Source organism: Agrobacterium sp. Azo12 (assembly GCF_029193765.2).
GTDB lineage: Bacteria > Pseudomonadota > Alphaproteobacteria > Rhizobiales > Rhizobiaceae > Agrobacterium.
In genome coordinates this window covers 1953456-1969717 of the sequence record NZ_JARFYO020000001.1, presented here as the reverse complement: position 1 = coordinate 1969717, position 16262 = coordinate 1953456, and the positions used below count along the sequence as shown (strand labels likewise).

The following is a 16262-nucleotide window of genomic DNA, read 5'->3' as shown; positions in this document are numbered from 1 at the left end:
GAAAGCTGTAGTTGACCTTTCCGCAATTGAAGACTCCGGATCTCGCGAGCCGACGGTATCTCCTCCCGCCACTTTTGGGCAGCACACTGGAGAGTTTTTTAAAGCATTGCCAGGCAGCGCAACCTCTTCGACGGGAACGGTAGTTGAGTTGGCCGGGCAGGTATTAACTCCTGTTGACGACACTCAACGTATAGCTCTGGCAATAAGAATTGCCTTTGGTGCGTATCTTTCTGATGCAGAATACCAACGGCTGAGGGAAGACATTAAGCATCAAAGTGTTATTAACAAAGACTTTGCCCAGAACATGCTTTCTGAAGTCATTAGCGGCGGTGCCTCTCCAGAAGAAGTTCTTGAGTTATTTGGACCAAATTACAATTCCGGATTGAAGAAAGTATCGCAGTGGCTGCAGAGCACAGGCGCCTCGGTCCAAGATTACGGAGACAAACTTTTTCCAGCCGCTCCCGGCATGGAAGACAGTTTGGGACGAACACTCGGCGCAGCAGCCGGATCAATGCTGCCAGCCTTTATACTCACTGCCGTCAATCCCGTTGCTGGCGGCACATATGTTATCGCTGAATCAGGAGGTAAGAGGGTAAGCGCTGCCCGAAAAGCTGGACAAAGCGAGGAGATTCAATCTCAGGCTGCAGCGCTAGGCTTGGCAGTTGGTCCACTAAATCTCCTGTCCTTTGGGAAGTTCGCTGAGCCTTTCAAATCGAGATTTCCTTTTTTGGACAATGCATTCTTATCCCTTTTAGGAAAATCCACAGAGGAAGGCGCGAAAGAAGCTCTTTCGCAATTTTCACATAACGCCATTGAACATTTTCTCTACAATCCTGAGAAGGATCTTTCCGACGGCGTCGTGAAAAGTTTTATAACCAGCTTCGCACTTGCACCGCTGTTTAATTTAGCAAAGGCTGGTTCAAAGCGAGCAATGCCTGTGTCGAAGAGTGCTTTGAACCACCTGACACGCAGCATAGGGAAAGCACTTAAGGCGAAAAAAACAAGTTCAGTAATCGACGATATATCCACACTGGCATCGACTAATAAGCTGCGAGATAGCTCGCCCAGAGAGTTTGAAACCATTCTAGGACAGCATCTCAAAGGCAAGCCGCTTGAGACCATATATTTCAACGTAGAGAATATTTTTGACGCGCTCCAAACGAAGGATATTGATCCTTATTACTTCGTAGCGACATTGGGCATAAGCAGACAGCAACTGGACGCAGCTCGCAACAGCGGTGGCGACATAAAAGTTTTGACTGCCGTTTATGCGAGTAGAGTCGTATCTACACCAGAAGAAATATTGTTGAAGAGCCATATACGTTTTGCACCGGACGCATTTTCCACCGCGCAGGCGAAAGATTATCTAAAATATTTTGATCAGACACTAAATGATGGCCGGATAGACGTTAAAACAACAGACGCCGCCGCTAAATTCAATACAGAACGAAATTACCGTAGAACCCAAACCCTACTGCGCCGCAGCGAGCAATTTCCACCTGGCAAAAACTCAAAGGAAAATGTCGGTCGTGCTGGTGACAGCGTGGTGCAGGCGGTACAGGATGCGACGGGGTTTGACATTTCCAAAGCCAAACATTCTCTCAGCACCAAAACTATTCGTGACAGTCTCAACAACACAACACTTTCAGACACACAATTACCTGTCATGAAGGCAGATATTCAGGTAATCCCTGACATCATATCATCAGCCGACCGAATAGTTTCCGGTGCAGAGAATGCACTCGGTCAGCCAATTATTGGCTACATCAAACACATGTCCAATGGCGAGACGCTTTATCTGCAGCAGACGAAGACTGGCCCCAAGACATTTACCGTTGACGCACTGACTAGATATCCAGTTGGCGAGGATCTCGACGCTGTTTCACAAACGGTGCTGTCCGATGTGCGCGCCAAGAACGGTGACAACGTTAAATTGACGCCGGTCAAAAAAGGCGATGCACAACCACTGCCCAGTGAAGACGGCAAAGCCCATGCCCTGCCCCAGGAAAATGGTGATGTGCAACCCTTGCCGCAGAATAAAGCCGGAGGCAAACGCGCATCCGCATCGGAAAGCCGATCTTTAGGGGGGATGGGAGCCGGTGGTATTACGGCCTTCTCCAGCGCTGGTCTTGCAGGCGTAGTTGGCCAGTTCACCAATCATATCCGGGACACGGCCGACGAGGGTGAGCCGACGGCGGTGGCAGCCATGTCTCAGATGAATGACTGGTGGGGTCAAAGCGCAAAGAACGTTGCAGAGGCTGATGCACAAGCAGTTGATAACAACGACATTGCCGCGACCGATGGCGCGACCATTCTTGGTACGGCTTCGACCGACAATACGGCAAAAACGGCGGTAGTCGACAGCGGCCTACAAACACAGTTCAGCCGTGACTTTCAGACATACATGCTGGAAGGCAAAGTGCCCTCGCCCGAACTTGCTGGCACATTTGAAACCGCTCGAAAATGGTTGACGACGGCCTACGTGAACAGCGCAGCTGTTAACGGGAAAACCAGCCCTGAGGTTGCGGAAGTATTTAACCGCATGCTGGTCAGTGACGGCCAGCTGGAAATGGCACGTCTGGACGCTGGCGAAAGCGGCCCTGTGTTTTCCTCCGCAGAAGCCATGGGGCTTTCCGAGGCGGCATATGCCGACTTTACGGCCGCACGCCGACAAAGCGAGGACGAAGCAAGTGCGGAAATGCTGCAAAGCGTGATGCAGCCTGTGCGACGTGAACAGGACAAAGCCTACGCACAAGAAAAGGCAACGGTGCGCGCCCAAGTGGAACAGCAGGTTAACACGGAAGGACACTACCGGGCGACCGAACTGATGAGCAACCGCCGCTGGCTTGGCGACGGCGAGATGCCTGATCATCTGGCCGATATTCGTTTTGACGAGGCAATGCTGGTTGCGCACTATGGCGATGGTATTCTGGGCCTGCTGCCGCGCGGTAGCCAGACCGTTTATACGGACAAAGGTGGTCTTGACCCCGATGATGTCGCCAGCATTTTCGGTTACAGTTCCGGTGACGAATTACTGCGTTTCATGGTGATGGCGCCGAGCCGCAAAGACCGGATTGACAGCGAGACAGCGCGTATCATGCGCGAGCGCCATGGCGATCCGCTTTATGACGGCACCGCCGACCTGAAAGCCATGGACGCCATTCACAACGACCGCCGCGGGCAATGGCTTGAAATAGAGCTGAAAGCGGTTGGCCGTTTGTCCAACACGACACAAAACACGACCCTTAAAGAGGCACATGCATCTGCTGTATCCATGATGTCGACCATGTCCGTGGCAGACGCAATGGAGAGCAGACGTTTTCTGGCTGCCGAGCGACGTGCGGCAGAGGAAGCGGAGCGTCTTGGTGTGCAGCTTTCCACGGGATCAATAGTCGACCCAGCGACATCAGTGACGATGCAAAATGGCGATGCCGCCGTTGACGCAGATATCTCCACCGGCACATCCGCTGATAACAACGAGACTGCGAAAAAGCTCTACACCGCCAAAAAGCGACAGCTGCTCAACCATGCGCTTTATGTCGAGAGCCGGAAGATCGCCCACGAAGTGGAGGAGATGGAACGCTATGTTCAAAGCGTTGACACCCCGGCAAGGCGCGAACAGTTTGCTCTCGCATCATTCCACGATAATGGCCGGACAGACTACAACAGTGCCATGGACGACCTGCTGGGTCGTTACGACCTGAACGCCTCACAAGCCATACAGGCCAGTGACCAGTTCGGGACATGGGCAGGCACTCAGGCAGGTGCAACGGGTGGCCTGGACGTATTTATTGAACAGATGAAGGCGGCAGGTCGTGAAAACGAGTTGGCAATAAGCGATGAGGTTATATCCTCCACCACGCGCACACCGTACCAAAAACTGCCACTGCAATCGCTTCGTGGCGTGGTCAACAGCATCCGTAACCTGCAACACATAGCAATGCGGGCCGGAAAGTTGGTGGATGCCGAGCAGACACGGGACTTTGAACAGACCGTTTCGGGCGTGCTGGGCGCCTTTACCCACACACCAACGGGCGCTCAGCAATCTATCGCAAATGACATGGTTCCGGCCGTTGCAGATACTGGGGGCACCGCCGGCACTAAGGGTTATGAGCGCCCTCGCCCTTATCTTGACCCGGCCATGAATGCCAGCCTTGTGCTATGCGATCTCGATGGATCCAAAAAAACGGGCACCGTGCAAGCTGCCATCAAGGCACCTGTCGATGCCGCCGCTGGGCGATTGCTGGCACGCAAACAAAAGGCCGCGAGCGATCTGGCCGCACTTTATGACGTCTATTCCCCCGCAGAGCGTCAGGACATGGGTAGACGCCTGCATGTGCCAGCGCTTGGAACGTCAATTTCGAAATGGGACATGATTGCCATTGCGCTGAACACCGGCACTGCGGAAAACCGCAGACAGCTGACAGACGAAACCATTGCCGGGGCGTTCAGCGAGCAACAGGTTGTTTCCGTGTTGAAATACCTGGACGCACGTGACGCGGATTTTGTTCAATCCGTCTGGGATTATACCGCTTCGTTCAAGCCGGACATTGCTGCCCGCGAAAAACGGGTAACCGGTGTTACACCACAATGGGTGGACGCAACGCCGGTTATGATTGGTGGCAAAAAACTGGCAGGCGGTTATTACCCGCTGCGCGACAACACAGATGATGTGTCACAGGCGCTTGTTGCCGGCAAGTTTGCCAAGGCGCATACCAGCGGCCTTCATGGCCGGCAGCAGCAAGGCCAGACGGCCACGCCGCTCGAGCTTGATATGTCCGTGCTGCACAGCCATGTCAACGAATTGGTGCATGATCTGGAACTCAGTGAAGTCGTGGCAAACACTGGCCGCCTGTTACGGGACGAGCGTATTCAGGCCGCCTTTATCCAGACCGGTCAAGGTGCAGACCATGTGATGTTGCAGGGTTGGCTGCGCGATGCCGCGACCGGCGACACATCCGGCACCGCGTTGCTGAGTGGTACGGCGCGTTTCGCAAAGAACAATGTTACCGCCGCTCGCCTTGCCACGGAACTGGGGTCATTAATGACACAGATGTCCGGTTTGTCCGAGGCCATGACCAGCATCGGTCAGCAGCAGTTTGCCGTTAACCTGCAAACTGCCCTGCGGCCGGGCGTGATGCGCCGTGTGGCGGCGCTGTCACCCTATATGTCCAGCAGGCAAGGCACGTTCGAAAACTCCAGCGGTGGCAGCAACACGCCGCTTGGCGGGCTTTCCAGCTGGATGATGCAACGACTGAACTATCAGATGGTGGAGGTGCCGGTATGGCTGGCGGGATATCATCAAGGACTGGACACATATCGCCGCAACGAGGCCAAGGCCATAAGCCATGCCGACACGCTGGTAAAACAGCTGCAGTCATCGCACGATGGAAAACCCTCTGACAATGCGATGACCAGCGTCCAAGAACGAGAGGTTGAAACCCTGCTGACAGCGCTTGGCTCGTTGATGACAGCCAAATACGGCACGGGCGAAAACAGTGTCATGCAAGGTGGAATGCCGGTCAGTAACGATGCTGCCGAGGGTATCGCTCTGGCGATTGATATTGCCGCATTGTTTCACACCGATGCAGTGTTGAAGGCTATTGCGCACGGCAAGTCTCCAGTCGGTGATGTAGTATCAGCTCTCTCTATTGCCGAGACCATGCCGTTTTTCCGCGATGCTGAAAGCCCCAAAACTGGAGCGCCACGCCGTGGCAAAGGACAGCGCTCCAAGGACGACAATGGCACCAAAAGACTGGCAGGCATGATCAGTGCGTCTGGATCCCTCAATGACATTGATGCAGCCAGTTTGATGGCAACTCTCAACACGACTGGCCTGTCTTTTGGCTTGCCGGCCACACAGATCAGCCAGGTGGTTGAGGCACGCATGCCGCAGACAAAGCGCGGGGAAACCTCACTCATGCAGCTTCTGACAACCAGATCAGCCTGACAACCATCTTGCGCCTATGGTTCGCCAAATCCCATAGGCGCGAGAAACAATGACGATACCCAGCGAAGTGAACCGCTCTGGCCCTTACAATGGTAACGGCGTCACAACGGCATTTGAATATCAGTTCAAGATTTATGAACCCGAACATTTGCGGGTTATTCTAATCGATACCGATGGTGGCGAGACTGTTCTCAACCATCAGCACGATTTTACCGTCACCGGTGTCGCGGACGATTCCGGCGGCAATGCCTTGTTGAATGTCGCACCAGTTAGTGGCCAGAAAATCGTGCTGCTGCGCGGTGTGCCGTTTACTCAGGATACCGATCTCGAAAACCAGGGCGCTTATTACGCCGAGACGGTCGAGGTGCGTATGGATCTGCTGACAATGCAAATCCAGCAACTCAAGGAGCAGACTGACCGCTCCATTCTGGCCGATTATGGTCAGTCCGGCTTAAAAATTGCCAATAATCTCGATGAAGGCGACACGCTGATGATGGTCGGCGGTCTGCTGGGTAAAGGGCCAAACTCCGGCATGATCGTCAATGCCGCTGGTTATGCGACGCAAGCCTATGAGGCCCGCGATGCAGCGCAAGGCCATGCGCAGAATGCCGAAACATCAGCCGTTGAGACGGCAAGCTCCGCAGCAACGGCAGCGCAATGGTCGGCACGCGCACAGGATTGGGCTGTCAAATTAGATGGGGTTGTGGATGGCACGGACCATTCCGCGAAATATTGGGCAACTCAAGCCTACCTGAATGGCGGCGTGCCCATTGGCACGATCATCGACGTCTATGGCAACGGCGCCACGACACCACCGGGCTATCTCAAAATTATTCCGGGCCTTGAAATTACCACGGCCTATCCGGAATTGCGGACATGGGCATTGGCGAACGGCTGGTCCGTCAATGGTGCCGGCAACCCGGTATTTCCTGCCACTGATGACGCACTGTTCAAACGCCAGTGGCGAGCTTCGCAGACACTTCGCGATGCAGGCCGTGCCTTTGGCTCCGTGCAAGCGGATGCGTTTCAGGGGCATTGGCATATCCTGGAGAATTTCAATAATGGAAGTGCAGGCGGCACAGCAGCAAACCCCGGGGGAAGTAGTACTCCGATTAATAACAAGGTCCAGAATCCCATATCGGATGGCATCAATGGAACTCCTAGGACCGCCGCTGAAACCAGACCAGCCAACATCACTGTGACTTGGTTTATCAAGGCCTACAGCGCGCCTCTCGATACGGCCACCGTTAGCACTGCCCAACTGGTCAATGACGTTTCTGACGTGCGGGCCCGCGTTTCAACACTTGAGACCACGAGGGCGTGGGAAATCGTCGATGACAGCGGAGATCTATCGAACGCCGCTGTTTACACTAGGACAGGCCTTGGCGCATTTCGTCAGATCAGGATTAGCGGCACAATTCGCCCAATCATAAACAACGCTGTTCCCTGTCTGATAGTTAGTCCGGATAACGGCCTGACATGGATCAACTCAAATTATTATATCTCGGCCAGCGGCATGATTGGCGTAAGCAGCGGATACGATGCAGGCACGTCGAGCGTTGGAGCAATGACGCCAAGCTATAGAAGCCTCTCCAATACCTATGATCTCAACTTCGAAGGCATGATTTTCGAGTTCAACAAGGCCAGGGCTCAATCAAAATATTACACGGGACAGGCCGTGGGGGTTGATAGCGGAAATGCGTATTTCAGCCTTCTGGTCGGCGGTGCTCATTCCACATCGGTGGCACTCAATGGGCTGCGCATTTACATGAGTTCCGGCAATTTTAGTGGACGTCTTATCGTCGAAGGCAGGAAGGGTTGATATGGAAAAGACATTTAGTGACGGTGTTTTTCGTGAAATGACGTCCGCTGAATATGCGGAATTTAGCGCACTTCAGGAACGAGCGTTAAAAGCCCAAAAGCAATTCCTGCCGATTGAGCCTTCGCCGTTTTGGAGGGCTGCCTGGGATCTGTTGTCTCTGAAAAAGTCAGATATTTACGCAGCCATTGAAAACGCGGACGAACGTTACCTCGCGGAACTCGATATCGAAGGAAGAAAGTCTTACCGGCGGGATGATCCCATGGTTGTGTGGCTGTCACAGTTGTTAGAGTTCCCCCCTGAGCAAATGGATACGCTCTGGGTCTATGTCCAGGATCATTACGAATAATAGGCGCGGCCAGCTACACAACGGTAGTATCACATATAATATCGCTTCGTGCTTGGAGGCTTTGCAAACGGAAACAGGCCAGTTCCAATGGGAAGACGCCGGCATTTCCAGCTGCAGATATTCAACACTGCGCCAGATAGCAGCGTCGCTCGGCCGGAAAATGAAAACACACCTGGACGCCGTGTTGGAGAATTCAGTACGAATCAGGTGTATCCCTAACAAAAAATTGAGCAAGGCATCAAGTTGTGCCATGCGGTCGTCATGTCTCGCTTAATTTGCTAGCTGTACTGTCAGGAGATACCTTCTTCAGCAAGAATATTTCGCGCGCACTTTTCATTGGGAACTCTATGAACCTGTAGCTGAAGCAGGATATCACGACCAGCGCAGACCAAAACGACACAATCGATTGGAATTTCAGCGGATTAGCCTGCATTGTCGGACCTATCAAGAGGCCATGCCAGCAATACAAAGAGAAACACATAGCTCCGGCTAACCTGAGAAACCACATTGATAAAACGGCTTGTGTGAATCGCGCGCTACCGAGCGCTGCTACTATGATCAAAACAACTCCAGCCTGAAGGCCTAAGTTGAAAAATGCGGCAGCGAACTTTGGCATCTGGAGCTGAAAATCCCACAGAACAGCGGTTCCTAAGATTAGGCAGATTCCAGCAAAAGTATGCATGTCACCCCATTTGGGCAGTTTTCCTTTGACGAAAGCAATTGCGACTGCGATCCCAATCGCGAAATCATCCAGTCGTCCAAAAACAGAATCCTTAACAGGATTTACCTGCAAATTAGAGAAAGGAAAATAGGTTCCTGCGATACGTACCACGAGAGAAAAAAGGCAGATAGCCAACAGCGCACGTACAACGTTGTGCCGGAACATGTAGGCTAGGATGAAGGGGCAAAGTATACTGAACCATATTTCCACAGCGAGTGACCAGAACGGGCCGTTTATGAGTGGAAAGAAGTTGGTCTTCGAAAACATAGTCAGCGTGGTCAGCGTTAGTAAGATGGACCTTGTTTGTGGCGCTCCAGCGTGCATCGAAAAGCCGTAACTGACGAACGCTGCGAAGATGAAGAGTGGCAAAAGACGTTTTGCTCTTCGTCTGAGGAAGTTTCTAATATCCTCGCTGCTGGCCAATTTCGACCTACCTGAGGCAAAAGGTATAGCGAGAACAAACCCACTTAAAATGAAGAATATACCGACACCCATCCAAGCCTGGCCCAAAATCCATGGGTATCCTCCGGTGAAGAATGTATACACTTCGCGTGCTTTAATTGAGTAACCATGCTGATAGATCACCATCAGAATAGCGAGGCCTCTCAAGCCATCAATCACATCAATTCTTTGCGTCGGCATATGATCCCCCAGATCTATCCGGCGCGTATATCAATATTATCTTCGAACATCATCTGAAAATAGAGCCTTAAGCACAGATTCTCGCCGTTCGGATCGACTCCATTTTGGACTTAGCCAAATCGGGACATCGGTATTACAATCTGATGAGACGGCCCATCGAGCGACTTCCCTTTGCGCGCAACTGCCGACACTTCACCACACCTTAACAAATGATAATTTTTTTACGAACGGTCGTTTTTCTATTGCTTTTAAATACGATCGTTCGTAAATCAAAACCCACAACAATCCGGAGAGCGCTGTGGGTCGCACCAGAAAAATCATGAAGGACGATATTCTCGATGCCGCTGAGCGTGTCGTCGTGAGGCTTGGCGCAGCCGGCCTGTCCATTGATGCGGTTGCGCAGGAAGCTGGCGTCAGCAAATCGACCGTCGTATATGACCACAAGTCGAAAAGCGCATTGCTGGAAGCACTGATCGATCGCCGGATGAACATGGAGCTGGAACGGCAATCTGCGGCAGTTGAGGCGGCGGCGGACACCCCTCACCCGGAACTGTATGGGCGCATCAACGCTGCATCCCGGGTGGTCGATGACACGGAGCGTGCGGTTGCCCTTGCAGTTTGCGCGTCTGTCTCCTCGGAAGAAAAACTGCAGCAGCAGATGCGCGACTGGACGCTGACCGACATCAAGGCGATGGCTGACGGACCAAAACCGCATGCCGCGCTGATGTCATACCTCGCTTTGTGCGGCTTTTTTGTCACCGAGCTGTTTGGCTTTTACCAATGGAGCCCGGAAGACCAGATCAAGATCCTTGAAGGTGTGCGAACGATTTACACATCCTATCCCGATCAGACGTAATTTTGGGCCTTAAGGCCTGATCCCGATATTAAAGGAACCACTATGTACCGCAGCATATATTTGCCGCGCCTGAAGGCGTGCCTTATTGCCACTTCTCTTTTGGCCCTGACAGCAACCAGCACACTGGCACAGGAAGGCATGCCGCCGCCGGCCGTTAGTGTGCTTGAGCTGCAGGCGCACCCCATTCCCGTCATCAACGAGTTGCCCGGCCGTGTGGCTGCAACCCGCGTTTCGGAGGTGCGGGCGCGTGTTTCCGGCATTTTGCAGGAACGCGTTTTTGAACAGGGAACCTTCGTCAAACAGGACGATGTTCTTTACCGTATCGACCCGAAACTGTTCCGCGTACGGGTCGCCAGTGCTGAAGCCTCGTTGCGCCGCGCCGAGGCAACCCGTGACAATGCCAAGGTTCAGTTGGCCCGCCAGACGACACTGCGTGAACGCAATGTCGCCAGCGGCATTGATTATGACACCGCATCCGTCAATCTGGCGCAGGCAGAAGCAGACGTCGCGCTGCAGCAGGCCGCACTGGAAGAAGCCAAGATCAATCTTGAATACACCGAGGTGCGCGCGCCAATCAGCGGTATCATCGGCGGTGCACTTGTCACCGAAGGTGCGTTGGTGACGGCGGATGGCACATCCAGCCTCGCCCTTATCCAGCAGATCGACCCAGTTTACGCCGACTTTACCCAGTCGGCACAGGACCTGCTGGCGCTGCGCCGTGCCGTCAATGACGGCCGCCTTGAAAGCCCGGCACCGGGACAGGCCAGCGTCGAGCTGGTTTTTGATGGCGGCGATGTCTATGGCGAAAAGGGCAAGCTGCTGTTTTCCAGTGCCAATGTCGATTCCACGACGGGACAGGTCACGCTGCGCGCTGAATTCCCCAATCCGAATGGTGACCTTCTGCCGGGCATGTATGTGCGGGTGAAGGTTGAACAGGCCGTCAGACAGGACGCCATCACCGTGCCGCAGCGTGCGGTGGTGCGCAGCCAGGATGGCAAGGCGCAGGTCTATGTCATCGAAGGTGATGATACCGCCAAGGTGCGCGTTGTCGAACTCGGTCAGGCAACCGGTCAGGAATGGGTGGTCGAGAGTGGCCTGAAGGCCGGTGAAAAGATCGTGGTTGATGGCGTGCAGAAGGTGCAGCCGGACAGCAAGGTGGTGCCTGAACCATGGGTCGCCAGCGAAAACCAAGCCGAGCAGCCGCAGGACGCGGCAACTTCAACACCAGCAACGCCGGCCCCGGCAACCTCTGGCCAGTAAGGTAACAAGATGGCACAGTTTTTTATCAGCAGGCCGATCCTTGCCTGGGTCTTTGCCCTGTTTATCTCGATTGCAGGCATCATTGCCCTGCCCTTTCTTCCCATTGCGCAGTACCCCAAGGTCGCGCCGCCACAGCTTACCATCTCCACTTCCTATCCCGGCGCATCTCCGCAGGAGATCTATCAGGGTGTGACGCGTCAGATCGAAGAGGAACTGAACGGCGTTTCCGGCATGATGTATTTCGAGTCCACCTCGGATACGTCTGGTGCCGTCAGCATCACCGCAACCTTTGAGGCTGGTACTGACATCAACCAGGCCTCGGTGGATGTGCAGAACGCCATCCGTCGTGTGGAATCGCGCCTGCCTTCCGCCGTGACATCACAGGGTATCAACGTTGAAGAAGCCGCCTCCGGCTTCCTGATGATGGTTACCCTCACCTCCACCGATGGCAGCATGGACGAGGTGGCACTTGGTGACTACCTGAACCGCAACGTTCTGGGCGAACTGCGTCGTCTCGATGGCGTGGGCCGTGCCCAGCTGTTTGCCGCCCAGCGCGCCATGCGCGTGTGGATCGATCCGGACAAGATGGTTGGCCTTAATCTGACGGCGTCAGATATCAATGCCGCCATTTCGGCGCAGAATGCGCAGGTTGCTGCCGGCCAGATTGGTGCCGCCCCCAACCCGATTTCGCAGGATCTGACCGCAACCGTGCTGGTTCAGGGCCAGCTGTCCGATCCAAAGGCATTTGGCGAGATCATTCTGCGTGCCAATCCGGATGGCAGCACCGTGCTGTTGAAGGATGTGGCGCGTGTCGAACTCGGCGCGGAAAGCTATAACTTTACAAGCCGCCTGAACGGTCAGCCAACCGCTGCTGTCGGTGTCCAGCTGTCTTCAACTGGCAATGCCGTGTCAACCTCTGCTGCGGTTCAGGCCAAGATGGATGAGCTGTCGCAGTTTTTCCCCGCTGGCGTGGAATACGCGACGCCTTACGACACCAGCCCGTTCGTTTCCGCGTCGATCAACAAGGTGGTATCGACGCTGATCGAGGCGGTTGTTCTCGTCTTCGTCGTGATGTTCGTGTTCCTGCAGAACTTCCGCTACACGATCATCCCGACACTGGTGGTGCCGGTTGCCCTTTTGGGTACGGTCGCGGTCATGTATGCGACAGGCTTTTCCATCAACGTGCTGACGATGTTTGCCATGGTTCTGGCCATCGGTATTCTGGTTGATGACGCCATCGTGGTTGTTGAAAACGTTGAACGTATCATGGCGGAAGAAGGGCTTTCGCCCAAGGCCGCCACGCGCAAGGCCATGAAGCAGATTACCGGGGCGATCCTCGGCATTACGCTGGTGCTGTCCTGCGTGTTCATTCCCATGGCGTTTTTCCCGGGCTCCACGGGTATCATCTATCGTCAGTTCTCGCTGACCATGGTCGTGTCGATTGCCTTTTCGGCCTTCCTGGCGCTGTCGCTTACGCCTGCGCTCTGCGCTACCTTCCTCAAGCCCATCAAAAAGGGCCATCATGAAAAGAAGGGTCTGGCCGGCTGGTTCAACCGTAACTTCAACGGCCTGACCAACCGCTATGTCAACGTCACCAGTGGCATGGCAAAACGTGCCGGCCGGATGATGGTGATCTACCTCGCACTGGTTGCCGGTCTCGGTTACCTGTTCATCAGCCTGCCATCGTCCTTCGTTCCGGCGGAAGACCAGGGCAACCTGATTGTCGATATTCAGGGCCCACCGGAAGCCAGTGCCAACCGCACAACCGCATCCATTGAGCAGATCGAAAAGATCTTCCGCGCGGAACCTGCGGTCAAAGACATTGTTGCCATTCAGGGCTTCAGCTTCTCCGGCAGTGGTGCCAATGCGGCCCTGATGTTCGTGACGCTGAAAGACTGGAGTGAACGTGGTGACGGCAATTCCGCACAGGAGATTGCCGACCGTGTGAACATGCAGTTGTTTGGCCTGAAGGATGCTACCAGCTTTGCACTGTCGCCTCCGGCCATTGACGGTTTTGGCGCCACCGGCGGCTTCTCCTTCCGCCTTCAGGACCGTAACGGCGTTGGCCAGACTGCACTTGCCGCCGCCGCTGGCGACCTGATGAGCAAGGCCAGCCAGAGCCCGGTTCTCTCGGGCATGCGTGTGGAAGGTCTGCCAGATGCCGCACAGGTTCTGCTGGTCATCGACCGTGAAAAGGCCAACACCTTCGGTGTAACCTTCTCTGACATCAACAACACCATCACCGCCAATCTCGGCTCGTCCTATATCAACGACTTCCCGAATGCGGGCCGCATGCAGCGCGTTATCGTGCAGGCACAGGATCGTAACCGCCTTCAGGTCGAGGATCTGCTGAAGCTGAACGTACGCAATGCCAGCGGCGGCATGGTTCCCCTCTCCTCCTTCGCCATTGCACAGTGGCAAAAGGGTTCGCCGCAGATCGTCGGTTACAACGGTTATCCGACCGTGCGTATTGCCGGCGAACCGGCACCGGGCAATTCCTCTGGTGTTGCGATGGCGGAAATGGAACGTCTTGCCAGCGAAATGCCAGATGGTATCGGCTTTGAATGGACAGGCCAGTCGCTTGAAGAAATCAAGTCCGGCTCGCAGGCACCGTTCCTGTTCGGCATCAGCCTGCTGTTCGTGTTCCTGCTTCTGGCAGGTCTCTATGAAAGCTGGTCGATCCCGCTATCGGTGATGCTGGTGGTACCACTCGGGGTGATTGGTTCCGTGCTGGCGGTGATGGCGGCAGGCATGCCGAACGACATCTACTTCAAGGTCGGCCTTATCGCCATCATCGGTCTGTCAGCCAAGAACGCCATCCTGATCATCGAGTTTGCCAAGGATAACTACGCCGAAGGCAAACCATTGCTGGAATCGGCAATCGAGGCTGCCCGCCTCAGATTCCGCCCGATCATCATGACCTCGATGGCCTTCACACTCGGCGTTGTGCCGCTGGCCATCGCATCCGGTGCCAGTGCTGCAAGCCAGAACGCCATCGGTACCGCGGTTCTTGGTGGCATGATTTCGGCGACGATCCTGGCGGTGTTCTTTGTACCGGCATTCTTCGTCTTCGTGCTGAAACTGCTGCGGACCAAGCGTCCGGAAGCGGATGAGACGGAAACGGAAATGGCCGAACCGCAAGTCAAACAGCTGCAGTCGCACTAAACGCAAACTGCCCGCCCTGTCCCCGAAACGGGCAGCTACGCCCAACCCCGATACCTCCTCGGGGTTGGGCACTTTTTTTGGTGCAATCGTCACAATGCCATCGCGCCATCAGTCGGACCCGCCCTTTCAAGGGACACGTTTTTCCTGACGATAATTCAGGTGCAGCGGCAATTAATCACTTCAACTCATACGCGAAAAACGCTAGCGTCCGATTCTGTTGATCGACCCACTTCATTCGGATGTGCTCCCCATGCCCACCTTGCCGTTTTTCCCCGTCACCTCTACGCACGGGTTTGGCTTTCCTGCGCGCCACGGGCATCCCGTCACACCGTAAACATCCCGCAAATGCCCTCGCCCCGTCAGGCGTCTGCCGCTTTCATTTAAGCGCGCCGTCGCCATCAGGTCTTTCCCGGTTTTTCTGCACAAAGGTTATTTTAGATGTCTGCATATCTGGCAGGCCTTCCGGCTTTCCTCACCTATTTCGTTACCGGTCTTGCCTGCTACGGGCTGTTTATCGTCATCTACACGCTGCTGACACCGCACAAGGAATCCCGACTGATCCGCGAAGGCAATCTCGCGGCCATCGTGGCATTTCTGGGTGCGCTTCTCGGTTTCAGCCTACCGCTTGCCTCGGCCGCTGCACATTCCGTCAGCCTGATCGATTACGCGCTCTGGGCATTGATCGGCATCATCGTTCAGGTCATTGCCTTTTACATCGCCAATTTCACCATGAAGGACCTGCACGGCAAGATCACCAATGGTGACATTGCCGCCGGTATCTGGGGCGGTGGCATTGCAGTTGTGATCGGCATTTTGAATGCCGCCTGCATGACCTATTGAGGTGCGATCATGGTCAGACGCCTGATGGGAGAACATCCCTTTCTTACCCTTGGTACGCTTGCCACCGGTGCGATTATGATGACGAGTTGCAGCAAAGATCAGACCATCATCGACTCTCTTGATCGCTGCCTGTCACAAACCCACAGTGAGGATGTGTGCAAGGTTGCAATAGAAGATGCGAAAAAGGACCATGTTGCGACTGCGCCGCGGTTCATCAATATGCCCGCATGTGAAATGGAATATGGTGCTCGAGCATGTGAAATGCTGCCGACAAACCCTGCCAACAATCCGTCCGGAAGCGATGTTTTCAGCCCCAAACTGGTAGGCTTTTATTTGCCTTCGGGCATATATTCGCTGGCCACTTATCACGCATACCGCAAGCGTATGGAAGAAGAGCAACAAACGCCACCCGGCACCAGCACAAGTGGTGGTGGATATAGCAGTTTCGGCAGAACGATCTATCGCAACAAAAATGGTGAGAATGTTGTTCCGGACCTTGAAGCGCGCGCCAAGGCCAAGCAGAGCGGGCTGCGAGATGTGATCAGCATGGCGCCCTATGACTCCCGCGCCTTTAACCCTCGCACTGAAACCTCCAGCCGCAGCGGCTTTGGCAGCGGACACAGTGCCGGTAGCGGAAGCCATTTCAGGTTGGGAGGCTGA

Annotated in this window: 9 protein-coding genes; 8 read left to right on the top strand and 1 reads right to left on the bottom strand. The window is 54.6% G+C overall.

The genetic code is table 11. The features are described 5' to 3' along the window. Nucleotides 1-1306 precede the first annotated feature (1306 nt). From PYL13_RS09170 to PYL13_RS09160, 3 genes are read left to right on the top strand one after another with little or no spacing between them, the layout of a single operon-like run. Nucleotides 1307-5950 (top strand): hypothetical protein, encoded by a 4644-nt coding sequence (locus tag PYL13_RS09170; RefSeq protein ID WP_275641078.1) that lies wholly within the window; start codon nt 1307-1309, stop codon nt 5948-5950. Between the two features lie 49 nt (nt 5951-5999). Continuing rightward, a complete protein-coding gene (locus PYL13_RS09165) occupies nt 6000-7772 on the top strand; it encodes a hypothetical protein (RefSeq protein ID WP_275641077.1) in 1773 nt (590 codons plus the stop codon). A 1-nt stretch (nt 7773) separates the two neighbouring features. After that, nucleotides 7774-8118: a hypothetical protein gene (locus PYL13_RS09160; protein WP_275641076.1), complete on the top strand. Its 345-nt coding sequence runs from the start codon at nt 7774-7776 to the stop codon at nt 8116-8118. 259 nt (nt 8119-8377) lie between these two features. Here the strand turns inward: PYL13_RS09160 and PYL13_RS09155 are convergent, their stop codons facing one another. After that, entirely contained in the window at nt 8378-9481 is a 1104-nt protein-coding gene (locus tag PYL13_RS09155) for an acyltransferase family protein (protein ID WP_275641075.1), read from the bottom strand. Between the two features lie 298 nt (nt 9482-9779). Between PYL13_RS09155 and PYL13_RS09150 the strand changes: the two genes are divergently transcribed. From PYL13_RS09150 to PYL13_RS09130, 5 genes are all read left to right on the top strand, one after another. Further along, complete coding sequence (locus tag PYL13_RS09150) at nt 9780-10337, top strand: TetR/AcrR family transcriptional regulator (protein WP_275641074.1); 558 nt, start codon at nt 9780-9782, stop codon at nt 10335-10337. A 42-nt stretch (nt 10338-10379) separates the two neighbouring features. Next, the gene (locus PYL13_RS09145) at nt 10380-11597 is read left to right on the top strand and encodes an efflux RND transporter periplasmic adaptor subunit (RefSeq protein ID WP_275641073.1); all 1218 of its coding nucleotides are present in this window, start codon (nt 10380-10382) and stop codon (nt 11595-11597) included. A gap of 9 nt (nt 11598-11606) precedes the next feature. Continuing rightward, nucleotides 11607-14762, top strand: a complete 3156-nt coding sequence (locus PYL13_RS09140; protein WP_259146506.1) for an efflux RND transporter permease subunit — start codon at nt 11607-11609, stop codon at nt 14760-14762. A gap of 438 nt (nt 14763-15200) precedes the next feature. Continuing rightward, complete coding sequence (locus PYL13_RS09135) at nt 15201-15602, top strand: DUF350 domain-containing protein (RefSeq protein WP_275641072.1); 402 nt, start codon at nt 15201-15203, stop codon at nt 15600-15602. A 9-nt stretch (nt 15603-15611) separates the two neighbouring features. Then, nucleotides 15612-16262: a DUF1190 domain-containing protein gene (locus tag PYL13_RS09130; protein WP_275641071.1), complete on the top strand. Its 651-nt coding sequence runs from the start codon at nt 15612-15614 to the stop codon at nt 16260-16262.

Excerpts from the sequence above, each read along its gene's own strand:
- PYL13_RS09130 (WP_275641071.1), top strand. The coding sequence starts at position 15,612 with ATGGTCAGACGCCTGATGGGAGAACATCCCTTTCTTACCCTTGGTACG.
- PYL13_RS09165 (WP_275641077.1), top strand. The coding sequence starts at position 6,000 with ATGACGATACCCAGCGAAGTGAACCGCTCTGGCCCTTACAATGGTAAC.
- PYL13_RS09135 (WP_275641072.1), top strand. The coding sequence starts at position 15,201 with ATGTCTGCATATCTGGCAGGCCTTCCGGCTTTCCTCACCTATTTCGTT.
- PYL13_RS09140 (WP_259146506.1), top strand. The coding sequence starts at position 11,607 with ATGGCACAGTTTTTTATCAGCAGGCCGATCCTTGCCTGGGTCTTTGCC.
- PYL13_RS09145 (WP_275641073.1), top strand. The coding sequence starts at position 10,380 with ATGTACCGCAGCATATATTTGCCGCGCCTGAAGGCGTGCCTTATTGCC.
- PYL13_RS09160 (WP_275641076.1), top strand. The coding sequence starts at position 7,774 with ATGGAAAAGACATTTAGTGACGGTGTTTTTCGTGAAATGACGTCCGCT.
- PYL13_RS09155 (WP_275641075.1), bottom strand. The coding sequence starts at position 9,481 with ATGCCGACGCAAAGAATTGATGTGATTGATGGCTTGAGAGGCCTCGCT.